General features: G+C 66.7%; 18 protein-coding genes. 1 reads left to right on the forward strand and 17 read right to left on the reverse strand.

Features of this window, described 5'->3' with window-relative positions; translation table 11 throughout:
- Positions 1-5: 5 nt before the first annotated feature.
- The 6 genes from JNG39_RS08225 to JNG39_RS08250 all read right to left on the reverse strand — a co-directional run bounded on the left by JNG39_RS08225 (position 6) and on the right by JNG39_RS08250 (position 6,246).
- A complete protein-coding gene (locus JNG39_RS08225; protein WP_368310664.1) occupies positions 6-554 on the reverse strand; it encodes a hypoxanthine-guanine phosphoribosyltransferase in 549 nt (182 codons plus the stop codon).
- A 6-nt stretch (positions 555-560) separates the two neighbouring features.
- Positions 561-1,562: a beta-N-acetylhexosaminidase gene (gene nagZ, locus JNG39_RS08230; RefSeq protein WP_368310666.1), complete on the reverse strand. Its 1,002-nt coding sequence runs from the start codon at positions 1,560-1,562 to the stop codon at positions 561-563.
- Between the two features lie 11 nt (positions 1,563-1,573).
- Positions 1,574-2,080 carry a CYTH domain-containing protein gene (locus JNG39_RS08235; protein ID WP_368310667.1) on the reverse strand — a complete coding sequence of 169 codons (507 nt, stop codon included), beginning with the start codon at positions 2,078-2,080 and terminating at the stop codon, positions 1,574-1,576.
- A 2-nt stretch (positions 2,081-2,082) separates the two neighbouring features.
- Complete coding sequence (rlmD, locus tag JNG39_RS08240; protein WP_368310668.1) at positions 2,083-3,381, reverse strand: 23S rRNA (uracil(1939)-C(5))-methyltransferase RlmD; 1,299 nt, start codon at positions 3,379-3,381, stop codon at positions 2,083-2,085.
- A 90-nt stretch (positions 3,382-3,471) separates the two neighbouring features.
- On the reverse strand, positions 3,472-4,062 hold the full coding sequence (locus JNG39_RS08245; protein ID WP_368310669.1) for a YdbL family protein: 591 nt from the start codon (positions 4,060-4,062) through the stop codon (positions 3,472-3,474).
- 156 nt (positions 4,063-4,218) lie between these two features.
- Entirely contained in the window at positions 4,219-6,246 is a 2,028-nt protein-coding gene (locus tag JNG39_RS08250; protein ID WP_368310670.1) for a hypothetical protein, read from the reverse strand.
- 45 nt (positions 6,247-6,291) lie between these two features.
- On the opposite strand from JNG39_RS08250, the gene JNG39_RS08255 reads away from it, so the two are divergent.
- A complete protein-coding gene (locus tag JNG39_RS08255) occupies positions 6,292-7,041 on the forward strand; it encodes a response regulator (RefSeq protein ID WP_368310671.1) in 750 nt (249 codons plus the stop codon).
- Positions 7,042-7,137: 96 nt separating this feature from the next.
- Here the strand turns inward: JNG39_RS08255 and recO are convergent, their stop codons facing one another.
- From recO to JNG39_RS08310, 11 genes are all read right to left on the reverse strand, one after another.
- The gene (gene recO, locus JNG39_RS08260; RefSeq protein WP_368310672.1) at positions 7,138-7,830 is read right to left on the reverse strand and encodes a DNA repair protein RecO; all 693 of its coding nucleotides are present in this window, start codon (positions 7,828-7,830) and stop codon (positions 7,138-7,140) included.
- A 21-nt stretch (positions 7,831-7,851) separates the two neighbouring features.
- Positions 7,852-8,787 (reverse strand): GTPase Era, encoded by a 936-nt coding sequence (gene era / locus JNG39_RS08265; protein ID WP_368310673.1) that lies wholly within the window; start codon positions 8,785-8,787, stop codon positions 7,852-7,854.
- On the reverse strand, positions 8,784-9,437 hold the full coding sequence (gene rnc, locus JNG39_RS08270; RefSeq protein WP_368310674.1) for a ribonuclease III: 654 nt from the start codon (positions 9,435-9,437) through the stop codon (positions 8,784-8,786). Before rnc ends, era begins: the two co-directional genes overlap by 4 nt.
- Before the next feature lie 9 nt (positions 9,438-9,446).
- A complete protein-coding gene (locus tag JNG39_RS08275; RefSeq protein ID WP_368310675.1) occupies positions 9,447-9,821 on the reverse strand; it encodes a DUF4845 domain-containing protein in 375 nt (124 codons plus the stop codon).
- Positions 9,822-9,960: 139 nt separating this feature from the next.
- Positions 9,961-10,860: a signal peptidase I gene (lepB, locus tag JNG39_RS08280; RefSeq protein ID WP_368310676.1), complete on the reverse strand. Its 900-nt coding sequence runs from the start codon at positions 10,858-10,860 to the stop codon at positions 9,961-9,963.
- Positions 10,861-10,958: 98 nt separating this feature from the next.
- On the reverse strand, positions 10,959-12,749 hold the full coding sequence (lepA, locus tag JNG39_RS08285; RefSeq protein ID WP_144909070.1) for a translation elongation factor 4: 1,791 nt from the start codon (positions 12,747-12,749) through the stop codon (positions 10,959-10,961).
- Positions 12,750-12,877: 128 nt separating this feature from the next.
- Positions 12,878-14,320, reverse strand: a complete 1,443-nt coding sequence (locus JNG39_RS08290) for a Do family serine endopeptidase (RefSeq protein ID WP_368310677.1) — start codon at positions 14,318-14,320, stop codon at positions 12,878-12,880.
- A gap of 120 nt (positions 14,321-14,440) precedes the next feature.
- Positions 14,441-15,106: a sigma-E factor negative regulatory protein gene (locus tag JNG39_RS08295; RefSeq protein WP_368310678.1), complete on the reverse strand. Its 666-nt coding sequence runs from the start codon at positions 15,104-15,106 to the stop codon at positions 14,441-14,443.
- Entirely contained in the window at positions 15,103-15,699 is a 597-nt protein-coding gene (rpoE, locus tag JNG39_RS08300; RefSeq protein ID WP_247367064.1) for an RNA polymerase sigma factor RpoE, read from the reverse strand. The genes JNG39_RS08295 and rpoE overlap by 4 nt, the downstream gene beginning before the upstream one ends.
- 130 nt (positions 15,700-15,829) lie before the next feature.
- Positions 15,830-18,361: a putative bifunctional diguanylate cyclase/phosphodiesterase gene (locus tag JNG39_RS08305; RefSeq protein WP_368310679.1), complete on the reverse strand. Its 2,532-nt coding sequence runs from the start codon at positions 18,359-18,361 to the stop codon at positions 15,830-15,832.
- Between the two features lie 6 nt (positions 18,362-18,367).
- Positions 18,368-18,850 (reverse strand): hypothetical protein, encoded by a 483-nt coding sequence (locus JNG39_RS08310; protein ID WP_368310680.1) that lies wholly within the window; start codon positions 18,848-18,850, stop codon positions 18,368-18,370.
- Between the last annotated feature and the right edge of the window lie 153 nt (positions 18,851-19,003).

The following is a 19,003-nucleotide window of genomic DNA, read 5'->3' on the forward strand; positions in this document are numbered from 1 at the left end:
GTGGCTCAGTCCTTCAAGGCATGGATGGCCGGGAGGTTGCGGGCCTGTTCGTGGTAATCCATGCCGTAACCGAAGACGTAGCGATCCGGCAAATCAACGCCGTTGAAATCGGCCTCGATGCCTTCGGCACGGCGGTCATGCAGCTTGGTGCACAGCACCGCCAGCAGCACGCGCTTCGCACCCATCGCCAGGCAGGCGTCGCGCACGGCCTTCAGCGTATGGCCTTCGTCGAGGATGTCGTCCACCAACAGCACGGTGCGATCCTTCAGCGGCACCTCGGGACGGCGCAACCAGTGCAGGTCGCTGCCGCTGGTTTCGCCGCGATAGCGGGTGGCGTGCACGTAGTCGAATTCGAGATCGGTGCGGATGGACAGCGCAAGCTGGCCGGCGAAGATCAGGGCGCCATGCATCACCGAAAGGAACACCGGGCGCTCGCCGGCGAGGGACGCATCGATCTCGCGTCCCATGCGGGCGATTTCGGCATCGAGCTGGTCGCGGGTGAACAGCACGTCGGAATGCGCGAGCGCGTGCTCGAGCGAAGCGGGGGTGGACATGATGGGTCAGGACTCCAGTGCAGTCACGCGCTTGATGAAGCGATCGCGTTGGGGGTTGTCGATAAGGCCTTCCCAGGTGGAAGCGATCTCGCCGCGCAGGGGAGCGATGCGCTCCATCGGCGACGGACGGCGCCCCTTCACCGCCGCGATGGCCTCGGGAACGGCCTCGGGAAAACAGGCGAGCACGAGATCGCAGCCCGCGTCGAGGTTGGCGTGGACCCGCGCGGCGATGCCGCCCGCACTGCCCGCCGCCGCCATGCTGATGTCGTCGCCGAACACGCAGCCCTTGAAGCCCAGTTCGCCGCGAAGGATCTCTTCGATCCACACGTGCGAGTAACCGGCCGGCTGGTCGTCGACGGCGGTGTATTTCACGTGCGCCGCCATCACCGCCTCGGCGCGCGCCTCGATGCCGGCGACGAAGGGTCGCAGGTCGGTGCGCATGATGTCGTCCTTCGAGCGCGGGTCGATCGCCGAGGATTCGTGCGTGTCTTCCTTTACCGAGCCGTGGCCCGGAAAGTGCTTCAGCACGGCGGCCATGCCACCCAGGTGCATGCCGCGCACGTAGGCCTGCACGAGGTCGGCGGCCACCTCGGGATCGGCATGCAGCGCGCGGTTGCCGATGGCCGCGCTGCCGCGATCGAGGTCGGCCACCGGGGCGAAGCTGAAGTCCACGCCCGTGGCGCGCATTTCGCTGGCCATGATCCAGGCGTGTTCTTCGGCGCGCTCGATGGCGGCCGTGGGATCGGTGTCGTGCAGGCGTCCCAGCACCGACAGCGGCGGCAGGCGGGTGAAGCCTTCGCGGAACCGCTGCACGCGGCCGCCTTCCTGGTCGACGCAGATCAGGAAGTCGTCGCCGGCCACGGCGCGCACGTCATCGATCAGCGTCGTCACCTGTTCGCGCGACTGGAAATTACGGGAAAACAGGATGACGCCCGACACGCCCGGCGCCGTGAGCTGGGCATGCTCGTGCGCCTGCAACGCGGTACCGGACAAGCCGATGATCAGCACGGTATGGCTCCTTAGGATTCCCGTTCGTCGGCCGTCCACTGCATGTAGGGCCGTGCGATGAGGTTGAGGTTGTAGTAGCGAACCTGGTGGCTCACTTCCCTGCCCAGCCAGTCGGGACGCGGATAGTCGGCGTCGGCGGCGGGCAATTCGAGTTCGGCGACCACCAGCCCGGCGTTCGCCCCGAGGAATTCGTCGATCTCGAAGTGTGCGCCTTCGAACATGACATGATGACGATGCTTTTCCAGCAGCCCGTCGCACAGATCGGCGAGCATGCGCTCGGCGTCGTCCAGCGGTATGGGGTATTCGTATTCCTGGCGTTCGATGCCCAGCGTGGCCGACTTGATGTTGAGCCATGCCCGCTCGCCCGACCGGCGCACCCGCACCGACGACTTAGCATGCCCCGCCGCGATGGCACCGGCATCGACCAGGTAACCCTGCGCGATCGTTTCGCTGCGCCCGACGAGGCCGCGCCAGCCGTCGCCGGACAGGAGGAACTTGCGCTCGATCTCGATACCCATGCTCAGCGGCGCTCGAACAAGGCGATGGATTCGACGTGCGCAGTGTGCGGGAACATGTCCATCACGCCGGCGCTGACGAGGCGAAAACCCTTTTCGACGAGGATGCCGGCGTCGCGGGCGAGCGAACCGGGATGGCACGACACGTAGACGACGCGGTCGGTGCCCTTGCGCGGCAGGTAGTCGAGCACCTTGTCGGCACCGGCGCGCGGTGGATCGAGCAGGAGCTTGTCCCACGACGCCTTGGTCCAGGGCTCGTTGCGCTGGTCGTCGAAGAGGTTGGCCACGTGGAACGACGCGTTGGCCAGGCCGTTGCGGGTCGCGTTGGCCGCGGCCCGCTCGACGAGGCCGTGCTCGCCCTCCACGCCCACCACCTCGGCGGCGTGGCGCGCGATGGGCAGCGTGAAATTGCCCAGGCCGCAGAACAGGTCGAGCACGCGGTCGGTGGGCTTGAGATCGAGTAACTCGAGCGTGCGCGCCAGCATGCGCTGGTTCATGCCCGCATTGACCTGCACGAAGTCGAGCGGCAGGAATTCCAGCTCGACGCCGGCGGCGGGAATGCCGAACGCCAGGCGCGGCGACTCGGGCCACAGCGCGTGCACGCTGCTGTGGTTGCCCGGCTGCAGGTAGATGGCGAAACCATGTTCCTTGCCGAAGGCCGTCAACGTCTCGCGGTCGCGATCGGACATCGGCGAAAGATGACGGAAGACGAGCGCCACCGTGTCGTCGCCCGCGGCGAACTCGATCTGCGGAATGTCGCGCGCCACGTCGAGGCTCTGCACCAGCGCCGCCAGCAGGCCCACCTTCGGCCCGATGGCCGGGTGGATCACCTCGCATCGTTCGATGTCGGCGACGAAACGCGGATTGGATTCCTCGCGGAAACCGACCAGAACGCGATCCTTCTTGTTGACGAAGCGCACCGAAAAGCGCCCCTTGCGACGATAACCCCAAGGCTCGTCGGTCGACGACGGCAGCCACGACTCCGGCGCCACCTTGCCGATGCGCTCGAAGTTTTCGGCCAGCACGTGCTGCTTGGCGGCGATCTGCGCGGCCGGGGCCAGGTGCTGGAGCGAGCAGCCGCTGCATTGGCCGAAATGGCGGCACTTCGGCTCCACGCGATCGGGCGAGGCCTCGATGACCGAGACGACCTCGGCATCGTCGTAGTTGCGATGCCGCTTGCGGTACGTCAGCCGCACGCGTTCGCCCGGCAGCGCGCCGGAGACGAAGGTGGCCTTGTTGTCGATGCGGGCGACACCCCTGCCGTCGTGGCTGAGGTCGGTGATGGTGGCTTCGAATTCGGTCATGCGCTCAAAAACTGAAAGCCCGGACTGGGGGCCCGGGCTGGCTGGGAGGACACGCCGCGCGACGGACGGCGGATTCCTGGCGAAGAGGGCCTACTTGCGCTTCCAGGCGCCGGAGGCGTCCCGATAATACCAGCCCGAGGGCGCGCGCTGGACCCAGCCGTCGGCGAAGGTCTTGCGAATCTGCGGCTCCCACTCGGGGTGGCCGTTGGCCGCGGCGATGGCCTTGTAGAGGGCGTTGCGATCGCCGTTCTCCTGGTCGACGAGGGAGCGCTGCGCCAACGGGAGGGCGTTCGCGTCGTGCACGGCGACCAGGCCATCGGCGGTGAAGCCCACGGCCCCGTTATCGAACAGGCCCTTCAAGGCACCGCCGAAGCGGCTCTTCATCCGCTCGCGGATGGCGTCGGTTTCCGGCGTGCGGATTTGGATATCCGGGCTGTCGGCCGCCATGGCCCGTGGGATCACGAGATCGAGCAACGACGCCGACGGACCGCCGTCTTGCGGCTTGGCCTTCTCCGGCACTTTCTCGGCGGGCCGTGCCACGCCGCTGTCATCGAGCACGTTGCCGATGAACTGGTCGGCCGCCTTCTGCGCGGCGGCCTCGGGGAAATAGACGTTGATGGTGACGCAGCCGACGAGGGCCACGGCGGCCGCGGCGACCAGGGTTATCAGCAACTTGCGCATGAAAAGCCACTCCGTAGGATCCTGCCCCATCATCGCACGGGCGATCCCGGTTCGCCGATACGACCGCCCTCACCCGATGGGTAGCCACCTTGCCGAAACGGCCCTATCGAAGGGCGGGAGCCGATCGTATCGGCGAACCGGCGGGAAGCGATGGCTTCAACGAACCACCGGCCCACCGCCCTCGGTCGCCGCCTGCAGGCGCCGCACCAGCGTCGGCCAGTCCACCTCGCGCTGGTGCCCCACCACCGTCAGGCGTGGCAGGCCGCTGCCCTCGACGATCGTGTAGCCCTCCTTCGCCGGGCCGAGGCCGCCCATGGTGCAGACATCGCCCTTGAGCACGCACGACAAGCCGATGCGGCGATAACCGAAGGTCTTGAAGATCTTCAACATCGTGCCCTGCAGGCCCCCGGCGATGCCTCCGCCCCCGACCGAGGTGAGGTTGTTCACCGCCTTCTGGCTGATCCGGCCGCCGTCGTCGGCGAGAAGATTCGCCTTGAAGGCCGTGGGCTTCCAGGCGACGAGGCGCAGGTCGTCGATGTGGCCATCCATCCGTCCGGTGATGCTGCCGAAATCGAAGACCGAGGTGAGCAAGCCCAGATCGAGGTTGCGCAGCGCGATGTCGCCGCTGAGCACGGGCGCATCGCTGAACGGCCGGGACAGGGTCATGCCGGTGATGTCGACGAAGCCGTCGAACACGTTGAGCGACAGGCCGCCGCCCAGTTCGACCCGGTCGTCGACGTAGCGCAGGTTCGGCACCGCGCCTCCGACCGTGCCCTTGAACTCCGGCCAGCCCAACGCGCGGCAGAACGCCGCCATGTCCACCTGGGTAAGCGCCAGCGAGGTCTGCAGGCGCTCGCCGCTCGCGGCGCCAGGCCTCAGGCCCAGTCCGAGGATACGCAGCTGACCGTCGAGTACGGGAATGCTCAAGGGCTTCTGGAGCGAGAGTGTGCCACCGCGGCTCCGCCACGTACCCTCCGCACCGCCGTTGGGAATCTTCAGCACCTGGAGTCCCCGCCAGCCGAGCTTCGTCGCGGGCCGATCGCCGTCGGCGCTCCAGTCGACGGCGCCGTGCAGTCCGGCGATGCCCAGGCGTCCACCGGCGAAGGACAGATCGAGGTTGTCGGTCTGGAAGGCGAAGGCGGACAAGCCCTTCGCATCCATCGATGCGCGGCCGCTGAGGCCGCCCGCGGCGTCCAGGGCATCGATGCCGACGGTCTTGAGCAGGCCGGTGCCATAGCGGGTGTAGGCGGCGGGGAACCGCGCGTTGATGCGATCGATGTCGAGTCGATCGAGGTCTCCCTTCGCGTCGAAGGCGAGCTCGCCTTCCAGTTGCAGGGCGTCCGGATCGGTCAGGCGCAGACGCTGGATCGCCAGCGCGCCCTTTTCCGAACGGGCGGAAAGGGACAACTGCACCGCGTGCGCGGGCAGCGCCGCGTAAAGCGGCCCGAGCAGCAACTCACCGCCCCGGAGCGTGCTGTCCAGTTCGATCGTCGTCGCCGACGGCTGGCTGTCGAGACCCAGGCGGCCGCCGCCCGACAGCTTCCGACCCGCCATCTTGCCGCCCGGCGTATCGAACCCCACGCCATCGAGGGCGAACTGGCCGGCCGCCTGGATGCCGTTGTCGAGCAGGTCGAGGGCGACGTCGGCATCGACCTTGCCCGCCTCCAGTCGTCCCGCCCACACGGTGGAGACCAGACCCTGGAGCCAACCCGCAGGCAAGCCCTTGAGCGTGATCTGAGCGTGCGTGGGTTGATCGATGGGCAAGGCCAGTTCCGCGCCGGCCTTGTCCTGGCGAACGGAGACCTCGAGCGTGTTGGCCGCGTCGTCGGCCACGATGCGTAGCGTCGCTTCGGTCAACGCGCCACCCGGCGCGCCGCGCAGGCGAACGCTGCCATCGAAAATCCAGCGCCCCAGTTCGTCGCGATCCAGGACACCGTCGACACCCAGGCCGAGTTTTTTCCAGCCCATCGAGGGTACGTCGGCCCGCGTCGCCAACAGCTTGACGGCCACGCCCTTCCCGCTGTCGGCCCGATGGATGTCGGCCTTCATGCCGCTCATGCTGAAGCCCGGCAGATCCAGGCTATCCGCTTCCACCGAGACGCCGGCATAGGCGATACCCGCCCAGGCGACGAGACACCAGGCAAGGGCAAAAACCATCCATGAGCGGGTTGATACGGGGAGCATGCTCGTCCATTCTGCCAAATCCTGATGAACGACACGGAACGTTGCATGGCAGATCGCCTCCTGGACCCCCTCCCCGCCCCTCCCGATACCGCGCGGCGCACCGTGCTGGTCGCCGACGACGATGTGTCGACGCGGGAGTTTCTGGCCGCCGCACTGAAGACCCTGGGCTATCTCCCCACCCTTGCCGCCGATGGCCGCGAAGCGCTGGAAATCGCCTCGCGCTTGCCCTTCGACGCGTTGCTGCTCGATTGCCGCATGCCCGGCGCCGGTGCGGAAGACGTGTTGGCCTCGCTGCGCATGACGGCTTCCGCCGCGTCACGGCTTGCGACGGCGTTCGCGACCAGCGCGGAGATCACTCCCGTACAACGCCGCCGCCTCCTCGACGCCGGGTTTGCCGGCGTCATCGAAAAACCGTGTCGCGTGGCGGCTCTCGGGCAGGCGCTGTCCTCCTTGTCCGAAAGGGCCTCGACGGCGAAAGTACTCGACGACGACGAAGCCCTCGCCGCGACGGGGGACGCCAACACGATGCGTGCGTTGCGCGGGTTGCTTCGGGACGAGCTGGCCACGCTCGAAGACGAACTCGGCGTTTATGCCGGCCAGCCGGGAGCCTTCATCGAGCGGCTTCACAGGCTGCGATCGGCGTGCGGCTTCTGCGGCGCGGCGCGACTGGGAGTGCAGGTAAAGGCATTGCAGAAGCACCTCGTCCACCAGGGGCATGCCACCGGGCCGGCACTGGAACGCTTTCGCGAAGAGCTTCGCGCCACGATGACGGCACTGGACGCGTCGCAGGCCTGAGCGATCGGACCATGCCATCGCCGATGACGTCGGCTCCCACGCGAAGCCCGGCCTTTTGGGAATCGACATCGTCGGCGATAGCCGGGACGCCTCGACTCAGCGAAGTACCCGCCATGCCCGCAACTCGCCACCCCCAAGGTGGAACGAGATCACCTGCCGCATCATCCGGCGCAGCGACGAAAGCCCCGCGGCATCCGGTGAGCTATCGGCCGCCAGCGCCAGCAGGTCGGAGCCGCGGATTGCGCCGGGATCTCCCGGCCGACCCGGCATCGGCCCCGCTTCCGGGTCGTAGTAGTAGCTCGACGAGGGATCGATGGCGTCGCCGCTGCTTGCGTCGGCATCGAGCAGCAAGGCGTATCCCAGCGCATCCATCATGTCGCGCTCGAAGCGCCGCAAGGTCCAGCCCAGCGGCTCCGCGCCGGCCATGCGCGCAAGCGTGCGTTCGTAGTGGCCGAACAGTTCGGGGTTCGGATCCTGCCTGCCGGTGAGGCGAACCACCAGCTCATTGAGATAGAGCCCGGCCATGCCGGCATCGCCGGTGAGGCGAATCACCGGGCCGACCGGCTCCGCATCGCGCAGCGTCGCCAGCTCACCCTTCAGCAGGAGGTCGAGTTCGAGCCGCTGGAACGGCTCGAGTTGGGCACGCTGCATGCGTGCTTTCTCACGCCGCACACCCCGCGCGACCACGCCGATGCGGCCCTGGTCACGGGTAAGGCACTCCACCAGCAACGACGTCTCGCGGTACGGCCGCGCATGCAGCACGAAGGCGGGTTCCCTCTCGATACGCATGGCGTCGCACGCCCCCGCGGCTTATTCGTAACCGAAGCGCTTGAGCAGGTTTTCGTCGTCGGCCCAGCCTTCGCGCACCTTCACCCAGAGCTTGAGGAAGACCTTGCGCTCGAACAGGTGCTCCATCGCCTTGCGGGACGACGTGCCGATGGCCTTGAGCTGCGCGCCGCCCGCGCCGATGACGATCGCCTTCTGGCCGTCGCGTTCCACCCAGATCACGGCATGCACTTCGGCTACGCCATCGGGGCGATCCTCGAAGCGCTCGATCTCCACCGTGGTGGCGTAAGGCAGTTCCTGTTCCAGGCGCAGCATGAGCTGCTCACGCACCATCTCGGAGGCGAGGAAGCGCTCGCTGCGGTCGGTGATCTCGTCTTCGCCGTAGATCGCCGGCTGCTCGGGCAGGCGCTTGAGGATGCCTTTCTCCAGGGCATCGAGCCCCTTGGACTTCAGCGCGCTCACGTAATACACATCGTCGAACGGATGCTTCTGCATCAGGTCGGCCACGAAGGGCAGCATGGCGGCCTTGTCTTTCTGCAGGTCGACCTTGTTGATCGCCAGCAACCGGGGAAGATCCTTCTGTTCGGCGAGCGCGGCGTACATGGCCGCGTCTTCGTCCGTCCAGCGCCCCGCCTCGATGACCTGCACCGCCAGATCGACCTCGGTGACGGCCGCGCGTGCCGCGCGATTGATGCTGCGGTTCATCGCGCGCTTGCCGCCCTTGTGCAGTCCTGGCGTGTCGACGTAGAGGATCTGGCCCTCCGGCTTGGTCGAGATGCCCAGGATGCGGTGACGGGTGGTCTGCGGGCGATGACTGACGATGCTCAGGCGCACGCCGATCAGCGCGTTGAGCAGGGTGGACTTGCCGACGTTGGGACGACCGGCGAGCGCGACGTAACCGCAGCGGAAATCGTCGTCGACGCGGACGTCGGGGGTCGGATCGTTATCGAATTCGTTCATGGTTTGATGTCCTGCAATCGACGAAGCACGGCCTCGGCGGCCTCCTGCTCGGCGGCGCGACGGCTGCCGGCGCGGCCTTCGATACGGATGGATTGGGGCTCGTCGATGGAACAGCTCACGTCGAATGTTTTCGCGTGGTCTTCGCCGTAGCTGTCGATGAGTTCGTAGGTGGGCAAAGGCAGGCCCTTGCCCTGGAGCCATTCCTGCAGGCGCGTTTTCGCGTCCTTGCTGGAGCGCTTCAGTTCGGCGATACGCGGCGTGAACAGGCGATTGATCACCTGGCGGCACGCATCGTAGCCGTCGTCGAGGTAGACCGCCGCCACCAGCGCCTCGAACGCGTCGGCGAGGATCGAATCGCGGCGAAAGCCTCCGCTCTTCAGCTCCCCCGGCCCCAGTTTGAGCTTGTCGCCCAATTCGAGGTCACGCGCGATCGCCGCCAGGGCCTGACCGTTCACCAGTTGGGACCGCAGGCGCGACAGCTCGCCTTCGCTGGCGTTGGGATGCGCATCGAACAGCAACTCGGCGACGGTCACGCCCAGAAGCGCGTCGCCGAGGAATTCCATCCGCTCATTGTTCGGCTTGCCCGCGCTTCGGTGGGTGAGCGCGAGATCCGCGAGGGATGGATTACGAAAATGATGCGGAAACTGCACGGTAAGCCGTCATGCCTGGACGTTCCTCATCGGCACCGCGTTTTCGAAGTGCAGGAGGAAGTCGATGTTGTAGAGGAAATGGATGCGCTTGTCGTACGAGACCTCGAGCACCGTAGCGTTGTTGCGACGGTCGATCGTGATGTCCTGCGGCCGGATGGTGGCATCGTCGACGTACTGGAAGCCCATCTTGTAAATGAGGTCACGGCGAATGCCGTTGAGGTCGCCCGAACCGCCGTCGGAGGCCATCTGGTTCATGGCCTTCTTCACGCCGAAATACTCGATGTACGACGGCACGAGCCTCATGGCCATGAAGGCGAAAAAGCCGAGCACTAACAACACGATGAGAAAGCCGATAAGGGTAATACCCGATTGCCTGGTCTTCATGCGTTCACGTCCCGCCGCCCGGGCGGCTCCCCTGAGTTGGTGCCGATGAGATGCGGGGCGCCAAGCGCCCCGCCGTGCCAGATTACCGCGTCCGACGCCCGCCGTAACGTCGGCAGGCGTGACGGTGGGCACCGTTTCGTCAATGAATGACCCGGCCCATCCGGCCGAAGTCGAACCAGCCGTTGCCCGGGCCGCGCCAGGCCAGCCAGACGAAGAACGCCTTGCCCACGAGGTTCTTCTCGGGCATGCAGCCCCACCAGCGGCTGTCGGTGCTGTTCATGCGGTTGTCGCCCATCACGATGTAGCAGCCCTTGGGCACTTCCGACGGCACCCCGGCGTTGGGGATATCCAGCGGCATATTGTAGGCGGGGGTGAGCGCGATGGTGTGGTTGATGCTGCCCAGGTGCTCGGTGTAGAGCTTGGAGCCGTAGGTCATCAGCAGACGGTCTTCCGGCTCGTTCACGTTGCCCTTGTACGGCCCGATCTCGTCGGCGCCCACGCGTTCGCCGTTGATGTAGAGCTCGCTGCCACGGGTTTCGATACGGTCGCCCGGCAGGCCGATCACGCGCTTGATCCAGTTTTCGCTGGGCACCGGCGCATGGGGGTTCTGGCAGGTCACGTCGCCGCTGCGGATGGTGTTGCCCTGCTCGTCCTTGCAGACGTAGCCGGGGAAGCGGAACACCACGACATCGCCACGGCGCGGTTCGCCGTTCTCGACCAGCTTGTTGTTGAAGGCCGGCATGCGCAGGCCATAGGTGAACTTGTTGACCAGGATGAAATCGCCGACGTCGAGCGTGGGCATCATCGAGCCGGAAGGAATCCGGAACGGCTCGGCCACGAAGGAGCGCAACAACAGCACCACGAGAATCACGGGAAAAAGGGAACGTGCCCAGTCCACCGGCCACGACTCGGGCTGGTCTTCGCCCGTGGCCTCGGCGCGGGCGCGGCGACCCTTCGCCAGGAAAAGGCGGTCGAACAGCCAGATCAGTCCGAAAAGGACCGTCAGGCCAAGCAGAATCGCCGAGAAATCAAATGCCATGCCAACTCCGTCAATCGTGTCGAAGGACCGCGAGGTCCATTCCGGCGCATCCGGCGCCGGGTTTCCATGGGTGAAACGTCATGCCACAGGGGTGGCCTTTACTTGTCCACCTTCAGCACCGCCAGGAAGGCTTCCTGCGGGATCTCCACGCTGCCGACCTGCTTCATGCGCTTCTTGCCTTCCTTCTGCTTCTCGAGAAGCTTCTTCTTTCGCGATACGTCGCCGCCATAGCACTTGGCCAGCACGTTCTTGCGCAGGGCCTTCACCGTCGAGCGAGCGATCACCGCCGCGCCGATGGCGGCCTGGATCGCCACGTCGAACTGCTGGCGGGGGATCAGGTCTTTCATGCGCTCGACCAGCTCGCGTCCGCGGCGGTCCGCGTGAGAGCGGTGCACGATCAGGCTCAGCGCGTCGACGCGATCGCCGTTGATGAGGATATCCACGCGCACGAAGGGGCCGGCATCGAAGCGCTCGAGGTGGTAGTCCATCGAGGCGTAGCCGCGGGATACCGACTTCAGGCGATCGAAGAAATCGAGCACCACCTCGGCCAGCGGCAGTTCGTAGGTCACCTGCACCTGGGTGGCCAGGTACTGGATGGAGCGCTGCACGCCGCGCTTCTCCTCGCACAGCTTGATCACGTTGCCGACGTAATCGGCCGGCGTGAGGACGTTGGCGACGATGATCGGCTCGCGAATCTCGGCAATCGTCTGCGGCGGGGGCAGCTTGGCCGGGTTGTCGAGTTCCATGACGGTGCCATCGGTCTTGGCCACCTCGTAAACCACGGTGGGCGCCGTGGTGATGAGGTCGAGGTCGTACTCGCGCTCGAGACGTTCCTGCACGATCTCCATGTGCAGCATGCCGAGGAAGCCGCAGCGGAAGCCGAAGCCCATCGCCTCGGAGCTTTCCGGTTCGAAGAACATGGCGGCGTCGTTGAGGCGCAGCTTGTCGAGAGCCTCGCGCAGCGCCGGGTAATCGTCGGCCGACACCGGGAACAGCCCCGCGAAGACGCGCGGCTGCATGGTCTGAAAGCCCGGCAGGGGCTCCTCGGCCGGCTTGCCGGCGTGAGTGAGCGTATCGCCCACGGGCGCGCCATGCACGTCCTTGATGGACGCGTTGATCCAGCCCACTTCGCCGGCCGACAGCTTTTCGAGCTTCTTGCGCTTCGGGGTAAACACGCCGACGTCGTCGACCAGGTGGGTGCGTCCGGTGGACATCACCAGGATCTTGTCGCCGGGACGGATCTCGCCCTGCATCACGCGCACCAGCGAGACCACGCCCAGGTAGTTGTCGAACCACGAGTCGATGATCAGCGCCTGCAGCTTGTCGGTGCCGCGCGGCTTCGGCGCGGGGATACGATGGATGATCGCCTCGAGCACCTCGATGACGTTCTGGCCGGTCTTGGCGCTCACGGGGATCGCGTCGCTGGCGTCCAGTCCGATCACGGCCTCGATCTCGGCCTTGGCCTTCTCCACGTCGGCGGTGGGGAGGTCGATCTTGTTGAGTACCGGGATGACCTCGAGGCCCTGCTCGATCGCCGTGTAGCAGTTGGCGACCGACTGGGCCTCGACGCCCTGGGCGGCGTCGACCACGAGCAAGGCGCCTTCGCAAGCGGACAGCGAACGGCTCACCTCGTAGGAGAAGTCGACGTGGCCGGGGGTGTCGATGAAATTGAGCTGGTAGGTCTTGCCGTCACGCGCCTTGTAAGGCAGCGAGACCGACTGGGCCTTGATGGTGATGCCACGCTCGCGCTCGATCGGGTTGTTGTCGAGCACCTGCGCTTCCATTTCGCGCTCGGACAAGCCTCCGCACAACTGGATGATGCGGTCGGCCAGGGTCGACTTGCCATGGTCGATGTGGGCAATGATGGAGAAGTTGCGGATGAGTTCCATGGAGCGCCGTGGTCACGTTCACCATCGCTCGCGGCGCGAACGACGCGCGCCGGCCCATCCGGGCCGACGCTAATCCCGCATTATCGCATGGAAGGCCGCCCGCCGCCGACCGGCGGGTGGCCCTTGTTTCAACGATCGCCGGGGACGGTAATTCCCACGAACCGGGTGGCATCGTCGCGGCGAATCAGCAGCATGGCGGTGTCGCCCGGCTTGACCCCTTTGGTGGCTTCGCGGAAGGCCGCGGCACTGCCGACACGCTTCTGGTTGACCATGAGCACGATGTCTCCCGACTGCAGGCCGGCCGCCTGGGCCGCCCGACCGGAAATCTTGCTCACCACCACGCCCTCGCCCGCCTTCAGGCCCAGCTCCGATCGCGTGGAGGCGTCGATGTCCTGCACCGACATGCCCAGGGCGGCGGCCGAGCCGCCCGCCGAATCGCCGCCGGACGAGACGGCTGCCAGGGCATCCTTGTCACGTGGCAGTTCGCCGACTTTCACGTCGACGGTCTGCTTCTTGCCGTCGCGCAGGATCTCGACCTTGGCGTTCGAGCCCGGTTTGGTCATGCCCACCAACGGCGGCAGGTCCGCCGACTGCATGATCGGCGTGCCGTTGAACGAGAGGATGACGTCACCCTGCTTCAGCCCGGCGTTGTCCGCACCACTGCCGGCCGTGACCTGCGCCACCAGCGCGCCGCTGGCGGTGGGCAGGTCGAGATTCTTCACGAACTCGTCGACCGGCTGCACTGTGACGCCCAGCATGCCCCGGGAGACATAGCCTTTTTCCTTGATCTGCTGCACCGCGTTCATCGCCACGTCGATGGGAATCGAGAACGACAGGCCCTGGTAGCCGCCCGACGTGGAGTAGATCTGCGAATTGATGCCGATGACCTGGCCCTGCAGGTTGAACAGCGGACCGCCCGAATTGCCCCGGTTGATCGGCACGTCGGTCTGGATGAAGGAGGTATACGGCTGGTCACCGCTGCCGAGGTTGCGGCCCACGGCGCTGATGATGCCGTGGGTCACCGTGGCGTCCAGGCCGAACGGCGAGCCGATGGCCAGGGCCCACTGGCCGCGCTTCACCGAACGCGAATCGCCGATGGTGACGGTAGGCAACGCGCTGGCATCCACCTTGAGCAAGGCGATGTCGTACTGGGGGTCCTCACCCACCACCTTGGCCGTGAACGAACGGCGATCCTGGAGACGGACCTTCACCTCATCGGCGCCGTCGACGACGTGGTCGTTGGTGAGGATGTATCCGTCGGCCGAGATGATGAAGCCCGAACCCAGCGAGGTCTGCTCGCGGGGTTGCATGGGCATGCCCGGCATCCCGGGCATGCCGAAGAAACGGCGGAGCAGTTCGTCCTGGTCCTGGTCGTCGGGCGCGGTCTTCGGCGAGCCGGTGCGCCCCTTGGCGCGATGCGCCGCTCCGGTGGTTTTCGCCTCCACGTGGACGACCGCGGGGGCGTACTTGTCGACGATCCCGGTGAAGTCCGGCAACGATTGCGCCTGCGCACCCGTCGCCGCCACGACCAAGGCGCCGCCCAGAAGCGCGCGTACATGCCAGAAAGCCATCGTTTTCCTCCTTTTTAAGCCACGGCTGCCCGTGCGGAGCATGCCGCACGGATCGTTACGAAACAGGGATGGTCGAGCGGCGCGCCATGAACGCACGGCGCGCCGGGAAAGCCAGGTGCCTCAGCGGGCCTGAGGCGCGGCGACCGGTGCCACATAACGGCTACCATCGGGCCGGATCAGCAGCATGTAGGGGCTGTTGTCCGTCGCCTGGGCAGCGGCACGGGTACGGTGAATCTGGTAGGGCATGGAGCGCGGCAGATAGACCGCACCGTCGTCGCCCGGCCCCTCGAAAGCGGCCTTCTGGGTGAACTGCGACGCCATGTTGCCGCTGAGCCATTGCGGCGCCACTGGCGCCTGGGCGGTCTCGCGGGCGGTATCGGCTACCTGCGCAACGCTCTCGGGGGCTGCGCTGGCAGCCTGCGATGCGACCTGAGGCACGCCGGCGGACGATCCACTGCCCGACGGCTGGGAAAGCATAAGGGCCGCCACGGCGACGCTGGCGGCGATCGCACCGCCCGCCGACCACTGCAGCCAGCGGCGCCGCGGCGCCCCCGCGGGAGCGGCGGCGGCTTCGGCTTCGATGGCGGCCATGACCCGGCTGGCGAAATCGCGCGATACCGGCGGCACCGCCTGGCCACGCAAGCCGTCACGGCCCAGGTGATAGCGCGACCATGCCTCCGAAAGGCCCTGGTCGGCGTCCAGACGCCGCAGCAGGAAGCGGATTTCCTCCCGTGACAGCTCTCCATCCATACCGGCGGAGAGAAATTCCCGATTGGCTTCGCTCATTGGGTTTTGTCCTCGCGGTCGGAAAGCAATGGCCGCAGTTTTTCGTCGATGGCCTCGCGGGCCCTGAAGATACGCGAACGGACGGTGCCGATGGGGCAGTCCATGATGGCGGCGATTTCCTCGTAACTCTTGCCGTCCACCTCGCGCAGGGTGATCGCGGCCCGAAGCTCCTCGGGCAGGGCTTGGACAGTGGAAAACACCGTTTGTTCCACCTGTTCACGCATGAGTTCACGCTCGGGCGTGGCACTTTCGTGCATCCGGGTGGCTCCGGGTACGTAGACGGCGTCCTCGATGTCGATATCTCCCGTGGGAGGGCGCCGGCCCATGGCCACGAGGTGGTTCTTGGCCGTGTTCACGGCGATCTTGTACAGCCAGGTGTAGAACGCGCTCTCGCCACGGAAGGAGCCGAGCGCACGCCACGCGCGCACGAAAGCCTCCTGGGCGATGTCTTCGCATTCGGTCCAGTCATGGACGTAGCGGGAGATCAGCGCGACCACCTTGTGCTGATACTTGCGGACAAGCAGATCGAATGCGCGCCGGTCACCCTGTTGCACGCGTTCGACAAGTGCTTGATCCAGTTCGTTTTCGCCCATCCGGGCCGTCTCCTTAACTCTTCAGGGGCCAGTCGCGGGCGCAAGTGAGACAAAAGCCGGCGACGCAAGTTCACCGCACCGGCCGTTCCCAGGGAAAATATGCGGATCGCGGCCGCCACCTCAACCCGGCTTACGCCGGCGCGACCGAGCGCCCCTCGCTGACCAGGCGCTCGCGCTCGGCCAGCAACTTGTCGAAAGTGAGCGCGGGCAAGGGCCTGCAGAACAGATAGCCCTGCAATTCATCGCAGCCCTGCGCGCGAAGGAACTGCAGGTGTTCCTCGACCTCGACCCCCTCGGCCACCACCCCACGCTTGAGACGATGCGCCATCTCGATGGTGGAGCGCACGATCGCCTCGTCGTCGGGATCGACGCCGATATTGCGTACGAAGCTCTGGTCGATCTTGATCCGGTCGGCGGGCAGGCGGCGCAGGTAATCGAGCGAGGCCGCGCCCGTGCCGAAGTCGTCGATGGCGATACGGCAACCCAGCGCATGCAGCGCCCCGAGCCGCTCCTCGAGGTCGGGCACGGTCTTGACGCTGATGCTCTCCGTCACCTCGAGTTCGAGCAGCGAGGGGCTCAGTTCCGTCTGGCGCAACGCCGCGGCGACATCGCCGGCGAGGTCGGCCTGCATCAACTGCACCGCCGAAAGATTGACGCCCAGACGCAAACCCAATCCGTAGCGGTCTTCCCAGACCTTGGCCTGCTGGCACGCCGTGCGCAGCACCCATTCGCCGATGGGCACGATGAGACCGGTGGCCTCGGCCATGGGAATGAAGAAGGCCGGGCTGATCATGCCCAGTTCGGGATGCTCCCAGCGCACCAGCGCTTCCATGCCGACGATGTCCTCGCTCACCGCGTCGACCTGCGGCTGGTAGAAGACCCTCAGTTCGCCATTGCGCACCGCATGGCGAAGGCGCGACTTCAGTTCGATCTGCTGCTGCTGCGATGCGTCGAGATTGACCGCATACACCTGGTAGTTGTTGCGCCCCAGGCGCTTGGCGCCATACATGGCCTCGTCGGCGTGATGGAGCAACAGGTCGCCCTCCACCGCGTCGTCGGGGAAAAAGGCGATGCCGATGGATACCGTGACCTGAAGTTCGGAGCCGTCGCCGAGGTCGAGCGGCACCTCCATGGCCTGCACCACCTTCTCGGCGATGCGCTGCACGTCGTCGCGCTTGACGATGTGCCGCAGGATCATCGTGAATTCGTCGCCGGCGTAGCGCGCCACGGTGTCCGAGCCACGTACGCTCGACCGCAAGCGTCGCGCCACGGCCGCGAGCACCTGGTCGCCCGCCGCGTGACCCAGCGTGTCGTTGATGCCCTTGAAGCGGTCCAGGTCGATCATCAGCGTGGCGAAACATTCGCCCGTGCGCTCGGCCTCGCGGATGGTGGTATCCAGGCGATCGTCGAACAACAGGCGGTTGGGCAGCCCGGTCAGCGGATCGATCAGTCCCCGGGCGCGGCCCTGTTCGCGGCTTCGCCGCAGCTCCAGTGCCGCGGCGAAGCGCGCGCCGACGGCGCGCAAGGCCACTTCGAGCATGCGGCCCGCGCCGCTATGGCGACGGCTGCCGGCGAGCATCGCGCCGAACACGTTGTGCCGTTCGTCGATCAGGGGAACGAAGGCGAAAGCATGCAATCCCAGCGCTTCCACCAGCGGATCGGCCAGGGGGATGCCCTGCCCTTCGATCAGCTGCGACAGCGTTTCACCGCCGAGGCATAGCTTCAGGAGCGAAATATCGGCCGCTTCCGCCCATTCGACCTGCTCGCCGCCGTTCCACACGCGGGCCACCAGCTCCGGATCGTGATCGCTTTCGGGGAAGGCCGACCACACCGCCAGCACGTCGAGGCCAAGGGCATCGGCCACCTTCGCGGCCGTGGCGTGCATGCCTTCGTCGTCGGCGGGAAACGCATCGAGTTCGGCCAGCAACGCCAGCGCGCGATCGGCCACGTGGCTCACGCGCAGGTCACGAAACGCCACGCCGATGCGGTGTTCGCCGCCGTTGACCAGGTGCCGCACGTCCACTTCGCCGGGAACGTCCCGCCCATCGGCCCGGCGGAGCACGCAAGGGTGGGCATCGCCATCGGGTAACGGCCAGGACATACCGTCGGGAAGGGAAAAAAGCTCACCGAGCAGGCGGCCTTCCACGGGGCCATCCCCCACGCATAGGCGGTTCATCACCTCGCCGCTTTCGAGGATGCAACCGTCGGGCGTCGTCGCCACGACCCAGGCCGCGCCGGCGTCGAAAGCGAAACGGTAGCCCGCCTCCGGGGGCGCCGCCGCCGGAGCGACCGGCGCCGGCGCGGCCATGGCCGCGCGCAGGCGAGGCACCAGTTCGTGTTCGACGGCGCTCTCGCGCAACCAGTAGGCATGCCCCTCCGGCGTCAGCCCGGGGAGATCGTCGGCCACCAGGTAGACGATGGGCAAAGTCGCATACGCGGCATGGGCACGCAGGATACGCAGCCCCCGGGCGAGATCCTCGGTGCCATCGGCGGCGACCACCGCCACGTGCAGCGGCGGCGCGTCGGCGAGCAACGAGGTCAGCTGCTCCGCGTCGCGGGCGCTCAGCAGGAAGCAATCGCCTTCCGCGTCGAGCGCGTCGAAGATCGCGCGACGGATATCCCGGCGCGGCGTGAAAACGAGGATGCCCCTGGTGTCCGTCATGCCCGTTCAGACCACCCAGCGCCCGTCGCGCAGGCGCGGCGTCGCCGACCGGGCGTGCCGATCGGCATCGACGACCACCACCTCGTCGCCCAGGCCGCCCAATTGGGCGGCCGTGGTGCCGAGGAGCACCACGCGGCGCACATGACCGGTCTGTGCCCGGGCCAATTGCCGTAACAGTGCACTGTCGGTGGCGCTGATGGGGCCGGTCGGCACCTCGAGGAGGTACACGCCGAAATGCAGGCTCTGCAGGATGTAGCGAAGCGCATCGCCCAGGCGTGCGCAGCCGGGAACGCGCATCTGCGCGTCACGCAGGCTCACCAGCCCTTCGTTCGCGCCCCACAGATAGGCCGCCTGGCCGGTACGGCGGGCGACGAGACGGAACTGGTCCACCAGCGCGGCCAGATCGGTGGCCTTGAGCGCCACCAGCGGCCCGGATGCCGACAGGATGCGTTCGAAGAGGTCGGTGCCTGCTTGCGGATCGACGGACATGGGCTCGGAAAGGGCAGAAATCCCTCAAAGTATCGAGCCAAATGCCCAAAGGCGCCAGCGCCTTGCACGGAAACGCCCCGGCCACCATACGCGCCGGTATCTCGCATTCGTCCCGATGGGACGGTATGGTGGTGCGCTCACTCGCCACCGCAC

This window comes from Luteibacter sp. CQ10 (genome assembly GCF_040900725.1).
In the GTDB taxonomy this organism is placed as follows: Bacteria; Pseudomonadota; Gammaproteobacteria; order Xanthomonadales; family Rhodanobacteraceae; genus Luteibacter.